Source organism: Streptococcus downei MFe28 (genome assembly GCF_900459175.1).
Classification (GTDB): Bacteria; Bacillota; Bacilli; order Lactobacillales; family Streptococcaceae; genus Streptococcus; species Streptococcus downei.
Genome location: NZ_UHFA01000002.1, coordinates 25,300 through 44,011, shown reverse-complemented (window position 1 = coordinate 44,011; position 18,712 = coordinate 25,300). Strand labels below are relative to the sequence as shown.

Here is an 18,712-nt window from a genome sequence, read left to right as displayed (position 1 = left end):
CCAAGTATTATGGAAAGCTAGCCCATCAATGTTATAATGACTACAAATAAGAAAGGATGCAAATCTTTATGAAAACAACTGTGTTTGTCAAAGCTGGCCAAGTGGCCGTGCAAGAAGTTGAGAAGCCCCAATTGCTTGAGGCTGATGATGCCATTATTCGTGTAGTTCGGACCTGTGTCTGTGGTTCAGACCTCTGGGGATACCGCGGTGATGATGATAAGGCTGAAGGTTCACAAAACTCTGGCCATGAAATCATCGGAGTCATTGAAGAAGTTGGTCCTGAGGTTACTACCTTTAAAAAGGGAGACTTTGTCATTGCTCCCTTCACTCATGGCTGTGGTCACTGTCCTGCCTGTCTAGCTGGATTTGAAGGTGGTTGCCAAGGTCATGACCGTTCAACGAATTTCAGCTCAGGCTACCAGGCCGAGTATGTTCGTTATGCCCATGCCAATTGGTCTTTGGTCAGGATTCCTGGTCAACCAAGTGACTACAGCGAAGGGATGTTGGCTTCCCTGCTAGCTTTAGCTGATGTGATGCCAACTGGCTATCATGCTGCTCGGGTGGCCAATGTCCAAAAGGGCGATACCGTAGCTGTTGTTGGTGATGGCGCTGTTGGTCTCTGTGCTGTTATTTCTGCCAAACTCCGGGGAGCTAAACGCATTATTATTATGAGCCGTCACGAAGACCGACAAAAATTGGCTCTAGAGTTTGGGGCGACCGATGTCGTGCCTGAACGGGGGCAAGAAGGCATTGACAAGGTGCTTGAATTGACCAATGGTGCTGGTGTCGATGCAGCTCTTGAATGCGTTGGTACCCAACTCTCAACCGAAATGGCTCTTAAGATTGCCCGTCCAGGTGCTGCCATTGGACGGGTTGGTGTTCCTCACACCCATGATATTAATCTCAGTGATTATTTCTTCCAAAATGCCATCATCGCAGGTGGTCCAGCTTCGGTAACCACCTATGATAAGGAAGTTCTGCTCAAGGCTGTTCTGGATGGCCAAATCAATCCTGGTAAGGTCTTCACCCAAACTTATAGCCTGGACGCTATCGACCAAGCTTACAAGGATATGCAGGACCGTAAGACCATCAAGGCTATGGTGACCCTCTAAAGATAGAACAAGGCTAGTAGCTGATTGATACTAAATGAAAATCGAAATTCACTGAGGCAAGGAGTAATGACATCAAGTCACTAAAGTGACTGATGTCGCAGTAGGTGTCTGCTATCTTTGCACCACTTCGTGGCACAGCAGACAACTAGTCACCCTTGCTGGGGTAGTAAGACAGTCCGGTGGACTGTCTTAGCCGACACCTTAAAATAAAAAGGTGTGAGGTGACGAAGAGCCTGGGACAAAACTATCCCTCAGCCGACGAAAAAGCAACGGTTTTGATGCCGTTGCTTTTTGCTTGACATAGGTAGTCTTGATAAAATATCGTTGACAAAAAAATAATAGAAAGGCTACCTCATGTACAGTCACTATAACACAAATCAAACGACTCTGCCACTAGAATTAAGCGCATTCTTACCCCACAACCATCTCGTTTTTACGATTGAAAAGGTGGTCAATAAACTAGATGATAATGCCTTTCTAAACTTTTATCATGAGGTTGGGCGGCCTTCTTACCCTCCCCAATTACTCCTAGCAGCCCTTTTATTTGCTTATTCTCAAGGGATCTTTTCCGGACGAAAGATAGAAAAAATGATGGTGGAAAATCTTGCCCTGCAATACTTAACAGGTCAGCTGGTGATTTCTTATCGGACAATCAATCGTTTTCGTGTGGCTCCTGGGATGGAGGAGCTGATTCGTAATCTCTTTATTGACCTCAACCTTCAGTTGAAAATGGAGGAATTAGTGTCCTTAGAGTGTTTGTTTATTGACGGGACTAAGATTGAGGCTAACGCTAACAGGTACAGTTTTGTTTGGCGGAAGGCTGTTGATAAATTTTCTGCCAAACTTCAAGCGACTCTAAAAACCTATTTTCAAGAGGAAATTAATCCTTTGATTCAAGAGGCCATTGTCTTAGATGACCAAGAGCCTGTAACTTCTGAACAATTGACAGAGTTTTCTCAAATCCTTGAGGAAGAATGGAAATCAGTTAACCAAGCCATCGAAGAAAATCCTGTCAAAGGAAAGGATGAGCGTCAAACAAAGCGTCGGAAACTCAAGAAAGTCCTTCGAAAGGTAAGGGAGGATTTTTCAGCCCGTGCACAAAAGTACGAGACCTATCAAGTTACTTTCACTGGTCGCAATAGTTTTTCAAAGACAGATACAGACGCCACTTTTATGCGGATGAAAGACGACCACATGAGAAATGGTCAACTGAAGGCTGGCTACAATCTCCAAATCGCTACTGAGAATCAATTTGTTCTCCACTATGATATCTTCCCAAATCCGACAGACACCAAGACCCTCTTACCATTTTTAGACTCCTATCCCCATGACGCCAAGACTATTGTCGCAGATGCTGGTTATGGTAGTGAAGAGAACCTACTAACTCTTGACCAAGAGGAAATTAATCACTTGATTAAGTATGGCAGGTTTGATAAGGAACAAAAGAGGACCTACAGAAAGTCTGACAAGAATCTAGCCAATTGGCACTATAATGAAACAGAGGATAGCTACACCCATCCGGAGGGCTGGAAATAGGTGTTTCATCATCTCAAACACCAGAAAACGCAAACAGGTTTTGAACAAGAGATTAAGGTCTACCAGGCTGAGGAGCCTGAATTAGCTCCTCAAAAGGGGCTATATATCAACGATCGGTACCAATACTTAAAGCAAAAAGAAGCTCAAGCGCTTTTATCTCCTGAGGGTAGTCAAGTTTTCGCACAACGCAAGGTTGATGTGGAGCCTGTCTTTGGGCAGATAAAGGCTTGTTTGGGTTACAAAAGGTGTAATCTGCGGGGGAAACGACAGGTCAAGATTGACATGGGATTGGCCCTTATGGCCAATAATCTCATCAAATATAACAGGAGAAGCAACCGAACCTAAAAAATAGAGGGTCACCAACAAGTGATCCTCTGTTTTTATGGGGGCAAATGGGTTTTGTCCCAGGCTCTTCTGTCTTACTCCCAAACGGCGATCTCCGTAGCGATTGCCTAGCTCCCTTACTAACCTCGCAAAGTTGGTCGATTTCACCAACTTTGCTCCGCATCGCACGAACTGCAGGTAGCTCAAAAGGTCTGGGAGACCTTTTGAGGTTGGAGATGCAGAAAACTTCGCTCTCTTTATCTATGGGAAAATTTTGATTTTCGAAGAGTATAAACGAAAAAGAAAAGCCCAGACCATCTGGTTCTGGGCGGGTGGGACACATTAGTGCCCCCTTTTCTTTTGTCGGCGTTTCTCCTGCTTGAGTTGAAACTGTTTCTCCTTGTATTCCTGCTTTTGCTGGCGTTTGGATGCCTTTTTCTTCTTTTTCAGCAACTCATAGCTGGCCTGCATGGCCCGCTGAGCCTTGGAGGACAGGGCAGGTTTTTTCATCTGCCTGCTGACCTCCCTTTGCATCCGCTTGGGATTGATGGACTTATGGCTCATAGATTTGTCGGGCTCATCAATGACTAGTCCCAGCTCCTCTTGTCGCCTCATCCATTGGCTCAAACGGCGATTAATAAAGTCAAAGACCTCCTTGTCTTTGGGCTCCTTGCCAAAAGAATAGCGGAAAGCTTGGTAGCCCAGTTTCTTATCTTGATATTCAAGCAAGGCATACCAGAAACCGCCGTCAAAATATACTGTCATTTTCATGCCAGCCCTCCAAAAGGATAAAAATTTGATAAGGGACGACCTGGAGGGAAGGTTACTGGCACCAAAGGTGCTTGCAGACTACCCAACTGCAATGTGTTTTTATATCACCTCTATTATAGCACAGACTAGTTTTGCTGACTCAGCTGATTTTTAAAAATTTTCCCCAAGGCTATGCGGGGTCTTGCTTTTCAGAGTCGAGGAGATCGTGATTCTAGTCCAAAGTTCTATCTTGGTAGGCCTCAATCATCTTTTTCTGGGGAGTCGCCATGGGATACGCATCGAAAGCCTCAGGAGCCACCCAGGCTAATTCCTTATCCCCCTTTAGGAGGGCTCCTTCTTTAAGTTGACCTTCAACTAGTTTAATCTGCCATTTTTGATGGCTAAAGGTGTGTTTGACGAGTGGGAATTTTCCTTTAGTCCAGCTGGGCTTGAGACCATAGTCTTCTTCGAAAATTTTCTGCAAGGAGGGGGTCTCCAAAATTTCCTTATCCTTGAGCGTTTCAAAGAGATCTATCTGCCTGGCTACTAATTGGTTTTCCATCAAGGGGAAGGACCAAAAGCCAGACAAGAGACCAGATTCTTGATTTTTCTCCAAGAGAAATTGTCCCTGGCCATTCTTAATCACAAAGGCCTGCAAGTGTCTGGGTCTAGGCTTTTTCTTGGGCAGTTTAATGGGGTATTTGTCATAAGTGCCATGTAAGTAGGCAGCGTTGAAAGCCCGAATCGGGCTCTCCTCTGGTCGGGGATTCTTGGCAGACTCAATATCAGTTCCCAGATCCATCAAGGCCTGATTAAAATCACCTGGCCGCTCAGGATCAATCAATTCCTCCATAATGGCTTGAAAAATCTTGCGGTTACTGGGGTTTCCGATGTCATAATCTACCTCGAAAAGTCGAGCCAGGACTCGCATGACATTACCATCAACAGCAGGCTCAGGCAGGTCAAAGGCGATGCTGGCAATAGCCCCAGCCGTGTAGGGACCGATTCCCTGGAGGCTCAGAATTTCCTCATAAGTCTTGGGAAAGTCTCCAGCAAAAACCCTCATAACTTGCTGAGCCCCTTTTTGCAGATTTCTCACACGAGAGTAGTAGCCCAGCCCCTCCCAGGCCTTGAGCAATCGCTCTTCAGGAGCCTGGGCCAAATCTTTTATGCTGGGGAACCAGGCTAAAAAGCGCTCATAATAAGGAATGACGGTTTGAACTTGGGTCTGCTGGAGCATGATTTCTGAGACCCAGATAGGGTAGGGATTTTTCGTTCGACGCCAAGGAAGGTCCCGCTTTTCCTGGTCATACCAGGCCAAGAGGGTGCGACGAAAGGATTCGATGGTTTTCTGGTCCCACATTTCTACCCCGAAATCGTCTAAGTTCAGCTTTTTCTTCATAGAAAGAATTATAACAAAATTCTACTTAAAAAATAGGGTTTAAATCTTGACAAAAGAAAACGCTTACATTATAATAAAAGTGTAAATAAGATAAGAACTTAATCAAGGAGGAAATTCCCATGATTAGACAAAACGTTTCAAGGTACAAGAACGGTGACAGGCCATAGACGGTAGGCAAAAAAAGATTAATTTTACAGTAAGTATTGTCGCTAGTTCGTATGAGATATTGTGTTAAGAGGTGAATGTAATGATTAACATGAATAAATCTCGGTACAAAAATGGAGACAGTAGTTCCAAGATAAGCGAAAGTGACCTAGTAGTGGTTGATTGCTCGTTCTAGTTTGAGATAAAGTTGTTAGCAGAAGTTTTTGAAAAGTAAGCTCATAGTCCTAACAGTAGTTAATCATTTCAGTCGGTTATAAATCTTGCAAAAGTGCTGGAGGAACGCTTATGTTGATGTTTGACCTAAGTCGTTATAAAAATGGAGATTCCTTAGTTGTCGCTGAAAATAGCTAAAGGAGTGGTACCCATGCCAAGTTTAGTGTAAGTTGATCAAGAAGAAGGTGTGATTATGCTGGATTTTAATCAAGGACGCTATAAAAACGGAGACATCATAGGCTGTTGCACAAAATAGCTTAAGGGGTGAAACCAATGTAATGTTAACATTTAATAAAAACTGCTTGATGAAGTCTGATTTTAGATTGTAGGCTGGAAGTAAAAGTACTCAGCAAGGTAAATGATAAAAAAGGATAATGAGGCATTCATAGAGCAGAAAAAAGTACTTGTCATTGAAAAAGGTGGCAAATGTTACAGATGAATTTAAACCGTTATAAAAACGGAGATATTTATAGCACTTAACCTCCTTATGAGAAAAAAGAAAGGCGTGATGCTAGTTTGACAGAAATTGAAACAGAAAGTTAGAATCCGATTCTAAGTGTGCAAGAATCGGATTTTTTTGTGGCCTTTTTTGGTTGCTGTACCAAGCCTTTGAAGAGATTCTAACACTCGCTTTTATAAGACATTTAACTTTAAAGGAACCTTGGGAATAGCAAAGAGCCAATTGGATATGTGGTCTAGGCTGGTGCTCTTCCAATCAACTACTGCGTCTAGATATTTAATGTTAGAAACTAAGGAGTAACGGAGCTTTATCCCAAGCTCACTAGCCTCTTATTACAGTAAAAATAAAGTGGTTTCATTCATTTTTTCCGCCCTTTATCTTGGGGTCTGTATCTATTTTGCTATTAATTAGGGGCTATGAATAGCAACTTTGTGACTGGCCAGCGAACGATAAGTTTTTACCTCGTGAAAGGGTCAGCAGTTTCAAGATTAAAAAAGATGATGAAATGCCCGCAAAGAATTGAAAATAGTTAAGGAATATACGATGAAGTATCTTGTAATTTTTACCCTTTGGTTATTCTTGATAATCATAGATACAATATTAATAAAATTCTCTAAAAATGAGAAACTCAAGACCTTGTTCTCTACAGCAATCTTAGTGACGATAGTCTTACTAGCCATCTATGATATATTTGTCTCTTGAGGATAGGGTCTGGGAATTTCTTGCAATTCTTGGAGAATTCCTCCCCTTCTAAACTAGTATTGGACGATGCTTCTGACTTTTTGGAAGGGGGACTCGATGAACGAGATTTGCAATCACATTTGACAAAAGTTCCTATCATTTGTTAAACTGATAAAAATTTAAGGAGGATAACTAAATGAATTCAGAACCTAAGAAAACAGGCGCACCATTGGTGCTCGGCATCCTGTCAGTCATCTTTTCAGTCGTATTTGCTATTATCGGGCTTATCCTTGGAATTATTGGCATCTCACTAGGCCTTAGCAAGAATGGTAATCCAGAGTTCGACTATAAAATCGCTAATATCTTAAATGGCGTTGGTATCGGCGTTGCGGTTATCAATATGATTATCAGCTTCATGATGACTAAGGGATAAAATAATTGTCCCCATCTGACGATTGTTAGGACGGATAGGTGATGGTAATGTCACCTACCAACTTTGGTTAGTTTGAAAGAGACGAAATAATGTAAAGACAAGGATTGAATTTTTAGTTCAGTCCTTATTTTTTATTATTGATTTGGTTTAGTAGCTCGGTCACTTTTAACAATAATTATCAGAAAATTTATGTTCGAAAATGATGCTAGTTGAGTAAGATAAAAAGTCAATAGTTTTCGTGCATAATTTGAATTGGTAGTGTATAAAAGTTTGATTACTTGGGGGAAAGGTTCTTCTAGGATGCGATACAAATAAATGGCAAACTAACTCAAGGTAGAAAGCTAAACACAAAGAATAGTCTTGTAAAAAGTTAGAATATTTTAGTTCCTGTATCAAATATTTTCATTATATTAAAATGAACTGAAATATATTGTCAAATGAAACTATTTCTGATAAACTGACTTACGTCAAGTAAAAAGTTGACAAATTTTAAATTAAGGAGAATTTTTATGAATACAGCAACATTGGATACAATGGCTTTTGATAACTTTGAAGTAGCTGACACAACTACTCTTTCTGAGTCAGAAGGTGGAGGTCTTCTGCTAGCTGGTCTTGGGGCTGTCACAGGTTTCTTTGGTGGAGGTGCAGCAGGTGGTGCAGTCGGTACTGTAACACTTCCAATCGTCGGCACAGTTGCAGGAGCTACAGCAGGAGCTGTCGGAGGTGCCGGTGCAGGCTTTATTGCCGGCGCTGCTGTTGATACTTGGGGACCTTGGATTTAATTCTTCCCTTCTATGGAGGAGGACAACTTATGTTATCACCAAGGATGGGACAGTTTGTCCTGCTAAGTTACCTTATCTTACTACTTATTCCACTATTATTTCCGATAAAAAACATTAAACTCATTGTATTTATTGTATTTATGTTAGAGAATTTAGTAGTAGTAACACTTTATTTAAAGGGCAAGTATTTTAGTTAATATGTTAACTCAGTACCTGTCGTGATAATTTTTAGCCTGCCGTCTAACTATGTATAGGAGTCAGGCTTCTTTTTATTCTAGCAAGGAATTTTGAGGGTAGCAAAATGATAGGCCCCTAAAATTCTAGATCGTTTTAACAATTAGGAAAACTAATATGAAGCAAATCACTTATATCATTCTGATTGTAGCGCTTGTCATAGCGGTCAATATTATTTTGGAAGCTTTTAGGCGTTACTTTAGATCTAAAGGCACAGCCTCCTACCCTGAGAGTCAAAATCAATCCTCAGCCAAAAGTTACGGTTCGGTCGGTCTCTTTCGCCGTCGGCGCTACCGTCTAGTGCCCCAAGTGGATACCCGAGACTGTGGTCCGGCAGCCCTGGCGTCAGTGGCCAAGCACTATGGCTCAGACTACTCACTGGCGAAATTGCGGGAGCTCTCTAAAACGGATAAGCAGGGAACGACAGCTCTTGGTTTAGTCGAAGCCGCCAAGGCCATTGGCTTTGAAACCCGCTCCATCAAGGCGGATATGACCCTCTTTGACTATACAGACTTGACCTATCCCTTCATTGTCCATGTGGTTAAGAACAAGCGTCTCCAGCACTATTATGTCGTCTATGCCAATGCCGGTGATAGCCTGATTATTGGGGACCCAGATCCTACCGTCAAGGTAACCCGCATATCCAAGCAGGACTTCCAAGAGGAGTGGACTGGTCTAGCTATCTTCTTGGCGCCAACACCTAACTATCAACCCAAGAAGGATGAGAAAAATGGTCTCTTGAGCTTCTTCCCTCTGATTTTGAGGCAGAAGGCTCTCCTGACCTATATCATTTTTGCTAGCCTGATTGTCACCCTGATTGATATTGTCGGTTCCTACTACCTCCAAGGCATGCTGGACGAGTATATTCCCGACCAGCTGACCTCAACCTTGGGGATTATTACCATCGGCCTGATTATTACTTACATCATCCAGCAGGTGATGAGCTTTGCCAAGGAATTCTTGCTCAATGTTCTCAGTCTGCGACTGGTGATTGATGTCATCCTTTCTTATATTAAGCACATCTTTACCCTGCCCATGTCCTTCTTTGCGACTAGGCGGACTGGTGAGATTACCTCACGCTTCTCGGATGCCAATCAGATTATTGTGGCCGTAGCCTCAACTATCTTTTCCATTTTTCTTGATGTCACCATGTTAATCTTGGTTGGTGGGGTTCTCTTGGTTCAAAATAACCACCTTTTCCTTTTGACCCTGCTGTCCATCCCCATTTATGCCCTTATTATTACGGTCTTCCTCAAGCCCTTTGAAAAGCTCAATCATGAGGTTATGGAAGCCAATGCTATGGTTTCTTCTTCCATTATTGAAGACATCAATGGGATGGAGACCATCAAGTCCTTGACCAGTGAGTCCAGTCGTTACCAAAACATCGATGGTGAATTTGTGGACTATCTGGAGAAAAACTTCCGCCTGCAAAAGATGAATGCCCTCCAGACCTCCCTTAAGACTGGGGCCAAACTCATCCTTAATGTGGTCATCCTCTGGTATGGGGCTAAGTTGGTCATGGATGGCAAGATTTCTGTCGGGCAGTTGATTACCTTCAATGCCCTCCTCTCTTATTTCCAAAATCCGATTGAAAATATCATCAGCCTGCAAACCAAGCTCCAATCAGCCCGGGTAGCCAATACCCGTCTCAATGAAGTCTATCTGGTGGAGTCCGAATTTGACAATGATGGCGAGCTTTCCGAGGCCAACTTCTTGGACGGGGATATCTCCTTTGAGAAATTGTCTTACAAGTATGGCTATGGCCGGGATACCCTGTCCGATATTAACCTGACCATTGCCAAGGGCTCTAAGGTCAGCTTAGTGGGACCGTCAGGTTCTGGTAAGACGACCCTAGCCAAGATGATGGTCAATTTCTACGAGCCTAATCGTGGGATTGCTCGTATCAATGGCTATGACCTCAAGGTCATCGACAAGACCGCCCTGCGCCAGCACATTAGCTACCTACCCCAACAGGCCTATGTCTTTAGCGGGTCCATCATGGATAACTTGACCCTAGGTGCCAAGGAAGGGACGACCCAAGAGGATATTATTCGGGCCTGTGAAATCGCTGAAATTCGCTCGGATATTGAACAGATGCCTTTGGGTTATCAGACTGAGCTCTCTGACGGGGCTGGGGTTTCTGGTGGTCAGAAACAAAGGATTGCCCTGGCTCGTGCCCTCTTGACTCAGGCGCCTGTCTTGATTTTGGATGAGGCTACCAGTAGCCTGGATGTCCTGACCGAAAAGAAGATTGTCGATAACCTCATGGCCATGACCGATAAGACCATCATCTTTGTAGCCCACCGCTTGAGTATCGCCCAAAGAACCGAGCGGATTATCGTCATGGACCAAGGCAAGATTGTGGAAGAAGGAAGCCATAAGGAACTCCTAGCTAACAAAGGCTTCTACTACACGCTATTTAACTAAGGGAGGAAGCTAACATGAATCCAAAATTACTGGAAAGTGCGGAATTTTACCGCCGTCGCTATCATAATTTTGCGACCGTTTTGATTGTGCCCTTAGTGGTCCTGATTATTTTTATCGGTGTGTTCCTCTGCTTTGCCAAAAAGGAGGTCACCGTTATTTCCCAGGGTGAGGTTGCCCCAACCAAGGTTCTAGCGGTCATTCAGTCTGCTAGTGACACCTCTGTTGCCCAAAATAAATTGGACGACAATACCAAGGTAGAAAAAGGCGACCTCTTGGTCCAGTACAGCGAGAATGCGACTGAGCAGGAAAAAGAGGCCCAAAAGAAGACCATCAAGGAGCGCAATGAGCGACTGGATAAGGCACTAGAAAAAGAAGAGAAAAAGACCAAGAAAAAGTATAAGAAGCTCTCCAAAAAGGAAAGAAAGAAGCGCGAGAAAAAGGATAAAAAGAAAAGGGAAGCCGACAAAAAGGACCGAGATGACGAGGATAAGAAGGAAGCTGACCATGTTTCCCTCTTTGCCCCTGAGTCTGGCATTATTCATACCAATAGTAAGTATGAAGGCCTCAATCTCCTGCCCAAGTGGTCAGAGATTGCCCAGATTTACCCAGATATTCAAAAGACCAAGACAGCCCTAATTACCTACTACGTCTCTTCAGATGACGTGGTCTCCATGAAGAAGGGACAAACGACCCGCCTATCGCTGGAGCGCAAGGGTAATGACAAGCTGACCGTAGAAGGCAAGATTAATAATGTTGCCTCATCAGCAACCACCACGAAAAAAGGCAACCTGTTCAAGGTCACCGCTAAGGTCAAGCTCTCAAAGAAAGAGAGCAAGCTAGTCAAGTATGGCATGACCGGAAAGACCGTCACGGTCATTGACAAGAAGACCTACTTTGACTACTTCAAGGACAAATTGCTTCACAAAGTGGAGGATTAAGGTCAAAAAAGCAGTTCAACTAATAAAGTTGGATTGTTTTTTGTTTTCAAATGAAAATAATTCAGAAAATTACTTTCTACTTTTCGACAATATTTTTTTGATTAAACCTCTAAAAATCGCTTGTCTAGTCCGTCCTGGTCTGTTAGACTAGGCCGTATCAGTCGGAAGTATTCTTGACTGATAAGAAATCAAGAGGTCAGAATTAAGGCCAAAAAGGAGATCAACTAATGAATACAGTCGCATTTGAAGAATTTACAACCCTTAATACTCAAAACCTAGCAACAGTCAAAGGTGGCGAATATGAGCACTTTATGGATTGTGCTAACGGCTATGCCTATCGAGATGAGAATGGTCACTGGAGCTACCAAGTGACCAAGAGTCCTCTGGAAGCAGCCCTTAATATCACGGTCAATAGCTGGGCCTCTGGTGTTGCTAGCTTTGCCGCTTATTAAGCTCATCCTGAAGGAAGTTTAAGAAAGCAACCTTTAGCCACAGACCAATTTAAATCAACTCTAGCTTCTAGGGTTGACTTTTTAAAGTAATTTCAAATGAAAATAATTCTGAAAAATGAAGGTCCTGTATTATCTTTGTTGCAGGCTCTTTAAATCGCTCGGAAACGCTTGCAGAGGAAGGCGGATTCCGTTAGAATATTTATTATCAATTGAAAATAAATTTGATTGATAAATAAAAAACAGGTCAAATTACATGAAGTAGTAGATGACCAAGAAATAATAAGGAGGTATTCCTATGAATACAGTCGCATTTGAAGAATTTGAAACCATGAACGCAGAAGCGTTGACTACCTTTAATGGTGGAGAGTATAAAGATGATTTCCGCTGTTTTGAGGCCACCGAAGGTGGCGGAATTGCTGCAGGTACTGCAGCAGCTATTGGATTAGGTTTAGCCTCAGGTCCAATTGGCTGGGGTGGGCTTGCCCTTGTTGGACTTGCTAGTCTTGGAGGAGCAATGGGAGCAAATGGTAGTGCGGATGCATGTACAATCCAATAAGAAACAAGTAATTTAACTAACGAGGAGATTATTATGAATACAGTCGCATTTGAAGAATTTGAAACCATGAACGCAGAAGCGTTGACTACCTTTAATGGTGGAGAGTATAAAGATGATTTCCGCTGTTTTGAGGCCACCGAAGGTGGCGGAATTGTTGCAGGTACTGCAGCAGCTATTGGATTAGGTTTAGCCTCAGGTCCAATTGGCTGGGGTGGGCTTGCCCTTGTTGGACTTGCTAGTCTTGGAGGAGCAATGGGAGCAAATGGTAGTGCGGATGCATGTACAATCCAATAAGAAACAAGTAATTTAACTAACGAGGAGATTATTATGAATACAATTGCATTTGAAGAATTTGAAACTATGAATGCAGAAGCGTTGACAGCAGTATCGGGTGGCTTTTTCCCATTCCCACCAACTCCACCATATCCAGTATATCCTATTTGGGCGGGCTCTGGTGCAATGATTGGCTCTGTAGTGGGAGCATTAGGAGCTGAACTCTACTAGAGACCTTTAAACGACTCTACTCTTCTAGCAATATAGATAACCTGCTTGGATTTCTAACTAGGCAGGTTTTTCTATAGCTCTTAATGAATCGAGCCAGAATGGCGAAGCTGAATTTAGAGCTATTGATGCAGTTTGAGCTAAAGCGAAAACTAGGTTCCGCAATTTCTTGAAAATAGCTTTCTCCTATCTTATAATAGCAGGGGAAAAATAAGAGGAAGCAGGCTGTTAAGATTATGCTGGAAAATTTAACCAAAAAGTTTGATACCCTTAGTGATGGTCTCTACACCATCATCATGACCATTTTGGTTTTGAGTATCAAGGTTCCTGACAAAATGAGTCAGTTGCCCCAATTTGGGACGGATATTCTTTGGTTTCTCATCAGTTTTATCATCATTGCCAATCAATGGTACCGTAGCTAGGACCATGGTTCTGGCGGAAAAAATATCGGTCCCCCTTATGACTTGGGACATGATTAATCATATGCTTATCTGCCTGGTTCCACTTTTCCTGCAGCTCTTGACTAAGTTTGAGAATTATTCCCTGGCGGTTTTGGCCTATGGCATTTTAATTACGCTGATTTCTATCTCCAGTAATTTTATGCTTTTTCAGGTTGGAATTAAGCAGCTTCATGCTGAAAAGAATCACTCACAGGGCCAGCAGGTTAGACCTAATCCCAGAAATAAGGGTGGCCTGATTCGACTAGGCATCCTTCTTTCCTTTATTGGGGTGCTTCTTCTGGCCTATGTTTTACCGCGTTTCTCCATTTTTATCTACATTCTGCTCCCTGTCATCATTTTTATAAATAATTCAATAGCTGAAAGAGATTTAAGTCATCAGGATGTCCAGACCATGAGCGACTACATGTCCTATCGCTTTGCCAAAAAAGGGGAGAAATAGCTGATTCGTAAAAAGCATACCTATTATTCCCTGCAAATAGATTTTTCTATGATAAATCTATTTTTGTGGCAAATGTAACAAAAATTAAAGCCTCTGTCTGCCAGAGAAAACGGTCTCAGAAATAGCTGAATGGACTAATTATTTCCAGGTTAAATTTCAGTCCTCTCTATTTGGCAAGCTTGATTTTATCCCTTGCAATTGGTCTGGCTTTCCTGTATAATAGTGTCTTGTGAGTATCCCTCACTTACCCCTTGCTAGGACTTGGGGTCATTAGACCAAAAGGAGGAAAACATCAATGGCTAAATACGAAATTCTTTATATTATTCGTCCAAACATTGAAGAAGAAGCTAAAAACGCTTTGGTAGAACGCTTTGACGCTATCTTGACTGACAACGGTGCAACTGTTGTTGAATCAAAAGATTGGGAAAAACGTCGTCTTGCTTACGAAATCCAAGATTTCCGTGAAGGGCTTTACCACATCGTTAATGTTGAAAGCCAAGACGCTCATGCTCTTAACGAGTTTGATCGCTTGTCAAAAATCAACAACGATATTCTTCGTCACATGATTGTTAAGCTTGACGCTTAAGAAGGTAGATTATGATTAATAATGTCGTACTCGTGGGTCGCATGACTCGGGATGCCGAACTTCGTTACACCCCATCCAATCAAGCTGTTGCAACTTTCAGTCTAGCTGTTAACCGCAACTTTAAGAACCAAAACGGTGAGCGTGAGGCCGATTTCATCAACTGTGTAATCTGGCGTCAGCAAGCTGAAAACTTGGCAAATTGGGCCAAGAAGGGCGCTTTGATTGGGATTACAGGTCGCATTCAGACTCGTAATTATGAAAACCAACAAGGTCAACGGGTCTATGTAACTGAAGTTGTCGCTGACAATTTCCAACTTCTGGAAAGTCGTGCAACTCGTGAAGCTAATGGTACAAGTTCTTATAATGCTGGGGGCAATGCTTCGTCAAACTTTGGCGGTGGCCAACAGCAAACAACACCGAACTTTGGCCGTGACGAAAGTCCTTTTGGCAATGCCAATCCAATGGATATTTCCGACGACGACCTACCATTCTAAGTGGCAAGAAAACAGGACAAGGGGCTTGCCTAGACAAGTCAAAAAATAAGATAAAGGAGAACAAACATGGCTCAACAACGTCGTGGCGGATTCAAACGCCGTAAAAAAGTTGATTATATCGCAGCTAACAAGATTGAATATGTTGATTACAAAGATACAGAATTGCTTAGCCGTTTCGTTTCCGAACGTGGAAAAATTCTTCCTCGTCGTGTGACTGGAACTTCAGCTAAGAACCAACGTAAGGTAACAACAGCCATCAAACGCGCTCGCGTTATGGCACTTATGCCATTCGTAAACGAAGATTAAAAAAGAGGTCCGGGTGGACCTCTTTTTCGTGCGACAGTCAACTAACAAGCTCGATAATAGCTTGCTAGTTGACTTAGTCAGGGACATAGAGAGCGGGACCAAAATCGCGATTTCCTAGAAATCGATTTTGTCGTCCCGCCTCCGCACAGTTGATTAGGGTAGCCGCTATCACTTGCCTAGCAAGGGATAAGGACCTCCAATCAACCGCTGCGTTAATGTGTCTGATGTTGAAAAAGTAACGAGGCTAGGACTTTTTGTCCCAACCTCGTAGCAAGTCTAAAAGGTCAAGTTGACTTGCTTTGTCCGTGGAGCCTAGAAATTGGAAGGCGAGCCAGGCTCCAGTGTGAGCGCTTTTTCTCTACTCCTAAAAATGAAAGAGAGCAGACAGAACCGGGTGGACCTCATTTTCTTACAGCGAAATGCGTGTACAGAGCATAAAGAAAGCTCAGTAGGGGTGGCTGAGCTTTCTTTATGGTTGAAATCATTTTCTTCTAGTGTTTGTAGGTGCTTGAGTGGCCAAGGCACTTTGGATGTTATAACGCTTTTTGAGGTAGTATCTCAGTCCTAGACTAAGGGCACCGATAATCAGGGTAGCCAGCCAAGGTAGAACAGGGTTAAGCACCTTAGGAATCAAGGCCGTTAGCCCAACTGCTAGAATCCAAAGTAGGGTGAAGCCGGCCATATAGGCTAGTGACTTCCACAGGCTTGGGCGCTCTTCCTTGGGTTTACCAGAGTGTTGATAGATAAAATGGTAGAGGCCATAGAAGGCGGCAGCACCGCTAAGAGCAATAACCAAGATTGACGTGATTCCATAAATTTGTTGGGTCGCCTTGCCGTTGGTTAAATTGACCAGCCCATAGAAGAGGGAGAAGCCACCAAAAAAGAGGAGACTGCTGTCCATCCACATGAGCCAAGGGTTCTTATTGGTTTCAGTCGCTACTGCTTGTCCACTTTCGATGGCGGTATCGCTAAAGGACTTGGCCCAGCTTGTTGGAGCACCCAGTAGGTAGCGAGCCGTGTGACCCTGCTTTTGATTTTCGATAATGCTTGGTAGGACATCGCCAAAGATGGCTTGGATTTCTTCGTCGGTCTTGCCGTCTTCCTTCAATTGATGGGTGGCAATGGTAACAAATTCTTGATTTTTCTTGGTTAATTCTTGTAAATCCATGGTGTTACAGGACTCTCTTTCTTAGATTTAGCAATAATAAGATTAGAACCAGCGCTTGCGGATGAAGTAGATGACGACGGTTATACTCAAGGCAGCAGCTATGGCGGTGATGTACCAAAAAGCATGGGGCAGACCGTTGAGGGGAAGCCAGTTGTTTTTGAAGTTCATGCCATAGGCGGAGAAGATAACGGTTGGAATGTCCAGAGCCATGGTCATTAGGGCCAGGGTCTTCATAATGGAATTCTGATTGTTGGAAATAATGGAAGCAGACGTCTCTGTCATGATATTGAGGACATTTTCGTAGATGCTAGCCATCTCAATGGCCTGTTGGGTCTCAATCAGAGTGTCTTCCAGCAAATCCTCATCATCCACATACTTTTTCAGGCTGGAAGCTTTACCGCTCAACTTTTTGACGATTCGCTCGTTAATCTTCAGAGACGCTTTCAGGTAAATAATGGATTTTTCTAGCTCCATCATATCAATTAGTTGTTCGTTGCGAGTGGCATCCTCCAGTTGAGCTTCGATACGGTCGCTCTGACGGTCAATGGAACGCAAGGCGGTCAGAAAGAGCTTGGCATTGCGGTAGAGGAGCTGAAAGACGAAACGCGTCTTCATAAAGGTGTAGAAGCCTCTAATTCGATGATTAAGAAATTTATCAAATAAATCCAAGGGCTCCAAACAGGTGGTAATCACCACATCCTCGGTCACCACGATACCCAGAGGAATAGTAACATAATAACTCTTGCCATTACGATCCTCTTGGGTAGGGACATCAACAATAATCAGAGTATAGTTATCTTCAACACTAATCCGAGAACTTTCTTCCGCATCCAGCGGTGCTCGTAAGTCGGTAATATCAATCTTAAATTTTTCAGCCAGGCGAACCGATTCTTCCTGGGAAGGGTTCACGAGATTAATCCAAGCTCCTGGCTCGAATGTTTCAATTTCATTGAGTTGATTGTTTGCAGAAAGAAACAGTTGTTGCATGAGAACCCCTCCTTAGATGAATGATTTGCCTCTTGGGCATACCATATCATTATACTATAAAAGCCTTGGTTTGTGGGAGCCTTTTTCTTAAAAAAATTTGTTCTAAGAAGGCTGGTTTCATCGCCCTTTTGTCAGTTTGAGCTCGGTCGGGCGCTTGATAAACGGTCCTATTTTTGTTAAACTAAGGCATAAGAAAGATTAAGGAGTCTGCTATGTCCGAACGTGGCTTGTTGATTGTTTTCTCTGGACCTTCAGGGGTCGGCAAGGGAACGGTCCGTCAGGAAATTTTTTCCACACCAGACCATAAATTTGAATACTCGGTCTCAATGACAACCCGGGCACAACGTCCAGGCGAAGAAGATGGCGTTGATTATTTCTTTCGGACTCGGGAGCAATTTGAAGATCTTATTCGCCAGGGACAAATGCTGGAATATGCCGAATATGTTGGCAATTATTACGGGACTCCTTTAACTTATGTCAATGAAACGCTGGACAAGGGTATTGATGTCTTCCTTGAAATTGAAGTTCAAGGCGCTCTCCAGGTTAAGAAAAAGGTTCCAGATGGTGTCTTTATCTTTTTAACCCCACCGGATTTGGAGGAGTTAAAAGATCGCTTGGTTGGGCGTGGTACTGATAGTCAGGAGGTCATTGCTCAACGAATTGAGCGGGCCAAGGAAGAGATTGCCCTCATGCGAGAATATGACTATGCCGTTGTCAATGATGAGGTTCCACTGGCTGCCGAGCGTGTTAAGCGGATTATTGAAGCAGAACATTGTCGTGTTGACCGAGTCATCGGCCACTATAACAAGATGATTAAAGATATTTAAGTTAGAAAAGAGAAATTGCCTTATGATGTTAAGACCTTCTATTGATACCTTGCTGGATCGCATTCCTTCAAAATATTCCCTCTGTATTCTCCAGGCTAAGAGAGCTCATGAATTGGAAGAAGGAGCTAAGCCAACCCAAGGCTTCAAGTCCGTTAAAGCGACCCTACAGGCCTTGGAAGAAATTGAATCTGGAAATGTAACCATCCACCCAGATCCTGAAGCTAAGCGAGCTGCTGTTCGTGCCCGTGCTGAAGCGGAACGCCTGGCTAAGGAAGAGGAAGAACGCAAGATTAAAGAGCAAATCGCCAAGGAAAAGGAAGAAGAAGGCGAAAAGATCTAAGCTGAATGGAACTTGTCTGTTAGAAGAAAAAAGCTGGGATTGGATAATCTCAGCTTTCCTTTATGATGGAAACCCTTTAGGGTGAAGGTCATAAGGGTCAAGAAGAGTTAGATTTAAGCCACTTCGTTCATCAAGCTG

18 protein-coding genes and 2 pseudogenes are annotated in these 18,712 nt (G+C 43.1%); 16 read left to right on the top strand and 4 right to left on the bottom strand.

Annotation, left to right across the window (positions count from 1 at the left end; genetic code table 11):
- Positions 1-68 precede the first annotated feature (68 nt).
- Positions 69-1,112: a zinc-dependent alcohol dehydrogenase family protein gene (locus DYE66_RS00225; RefSeq protein WP_115325181.1), complete on the top strand. Its 1,044-nt coding sequence runs from the start codon at positions 69-71 to the stop codon at positions 1,110-1,112.
- Positions 1,113-1,466: 354 nt separating this feature from the next.
- Positions 1,467-2,993: pseudogene (locus DYE66_RS00220) on the top strand (IS1182 family transposase).
- A 321-nt stretch (positions 2,994-3,314) separates the two neighbouring features.
- Here the strand turns inward: DYE66_RS00220 and DYE66_RS00210 are convergent.
- The gene (locus tag DYE66_RS00210; RefSeq protein WP_002998975.1) at positions 3,315-3,743 is read right to left on the bottom strand and encodes a YjdF family protein; all 429 of its coding nucleotides are present in this window, start codon (positions 3,741-3,743) and stop codon (positions 3,315-3,317) included.
- A gap of 211 nt (positions 3,744-3,954) precedes the next feature.
- Positions 3,955-5,124, bottom strand: a complete 1,170-nt coding sequence (gene mutY, locus DYE66_RS00205; protein WP_002998582.1) for an A/G-specific adenine glycosylase — start codon at positions 5,122-5,124, stop codon at positions 3,955-3,957.
- 1,715 nt (positions 5,125-6,839) lie between these two features.
- Between mutY and DYE66_RS00200 the strand changes: the two genes are divergently transcribed.
- The 12 genes and pseudogenes from DYE66_RS00200 to rpsR all read left to right on the top strand — a co-directional run bounded on the left by DYE66_RS00200 (position 6,840) and on the right by rpsR (position 15,252).
- The gene (locus tag DYE66_RS00200) at positions 6,840-7,076 is read left to right on the top strand and encodes a hypothetical protein (protein WP_002998912.1); all 237 of its coding nucleotides are present in this window, start codon (positions 6,840-6,842) and stop codon (positions 7,074-7,076) included.
- Positions 7,077-7,585: 509 nt separating this feature from the next.
- A complete protein-coding gene (locus DYE66_RS00195) occupies positions 7,586-7,858 on the top strand; it encodes a Blp family class II bacteriocin (protein WP_002997566.1) in 273 nt (90 codons plus the stop codon).
- Between the two features lie 351 nt (positions 7,859-8,209).
- A complete protein-coding gene (locus DYE66_RS00190) occupies positions 8,210-10,519 on the top strand; it encodes a peptide cleavage/export ABC transporter (RefSeq protein WP_019788128.1) in 2,310 nt (769 codons plus the stop codon).
- Positions 10,520-10,533: 14 nt separating this feature from the next.
- A complete protein-coding gene (locus DYE66_RS00185; protein WP_002997560.1) occupies positions 10,534-11,457 on the top strand; it encodes an HlyD family efflux transporter periplasmic adaptor subunit in 924 nt (307 codons plus the stop codon).
- 227 nt (positions 11,458-11,684) lie between these two features.
- Entirely contained in the window at positions 11,685-11,909 is a 225-nt protein-coding gene (locus DYE66_RS00180) for a garvicin Q family class II bacteriocin (protein WP_002997545.1), read from the top strand.
- A gap of 295 nt (positions 11,910-12,204) precedes the next feature.
- Entirely contained in the window at positions 12,205-12,465 is a 261-nt protein-coding gene (locus DYE66_RS00175; protein ID WP_115324760.1) for a hypothetical protein, read from the top strand.
- A gap of 33 nt (positions 12,466-12,498) precedes the next feature.
- Entirely contained in the window at positions 12,499-12,759 is a 261-nt protein-coding gene (locus tag DYE66_RS00170; RefSeq protein WP_002997572.1) for a hypothetical protein, read from the top strand.
- Between the two features lie 33 nt (positions 12,760-12,792).
- Positions 12,793-12,969, top strand: a complete 177-nt coding sequence (locus DYE66_RS10785; RefSeq protein WP_164785575.1) for a hypothetical protein — start codon at positions 12,793-12,795, stop codon at positions 12,967-12,969.
- A gap of 233 nt (positions 12,970-13,202) precedes the next feature.
- Positions 13,203-13,866 (top strand): annotated as a pseudogene (locus tag DYE66_RS11120) (TMEM175 family protein).
- 295 nt (positions 13,867-14,161) lie between these two features.
- On the top strand, positions 14,162-14,452 hold the full coding sequence (gene rpsF, locus DYE66_RS00160) for a 30S ribosomal protein S6 (protein ID WP_002997558.1): 291 nt from the start codon (positions 14,162-14,164) through the stop codon (positions 14,450-14,452).
- Between the two features lie 11 nt (positions 14,453-14,463).
- Positions 14,464-14,946 carry a single-stranded DNA-binding protein gene (locus tag DYE66_RS00155; protein WP_002997556.1) on the top strand — a complete coding sequence of 161 codons (483 nt, stop codon included), beginning with the start codon at positions 14,464-14,466 and terminating at the stop codon, positions 14,944-14,946.
- 66 nt (positions 14,947-15,012) lie between these two features.
- Positions 15,013-15,252 (top strand): 30S ribosomal protein S18, encoded by a 240-nt coding sequence (gene rpsR / locus DYE66_RS00150; protein ID WP_000068664.1) that lies wholly within the window; start codon positions 15,013-15,015, stop codon positions 15,250-15,252.
- A 481-nt stretch (positions 15,253-15,733) separates the two neighbouring features.
- Here rpsR and DYE66_RS00145 read toward each other — a convergent pair whose 3' ends face one another.
- The gene (locus DYE66_RS00145; RefSeq protein WP_002997534.1) at positions 15,734-16,420 is read right to left on the bottom strand and encodes a DUF1129 domain-containing protein; all 687 of its coding nucleotides are present in this window, start codon (positions 16,418-16,420) and stop codon (positions 15,734-15,736) included.
- Between the two features lie 42 nt (positions 16,421-16,462).
- Entirely contained in the window at positions 16,463-17,407 is a 945-nt protein-coding gene (locus DYE66_RS00140) for a magnesium transporter CorA family protein (protein ID WP_002997511.1), read from the bottom strand.
- A gap of 212 nt (positions 17,408-17,619) precedes the next feature.
- Between DYE66_RS00140 and gmk the strand changes: the two genes are divergently transcribed.
- Both gmk and rpoZ read left to right on the top strand, forming a co-directional pair.
- A complete protein-coding gene (gene gmk / locus DYE66_RS00135; RefSeq protein WP_002997509.1) occupies positions 17,620-18,234 on the top strand; it encodes a guanylate kinase in 615 nt (204 codons plus the stop codon).
- A gap of 22 nt (positions 18,235-18,256) precedes the next feature.
- Positions 18,257-18,574, top strand: a complete 318-nt coding sequence (gene rpoZ, locus DYE66_RS00130; protein ID WP_002997540.1) for a DNA-directed RNA polymerase subunit omega — start codon at positions 18,257-18,259, stop codon at positions 18,572-18,574.
- Positions 18,575-18,712: the final 138 nt, after the last annotated feature.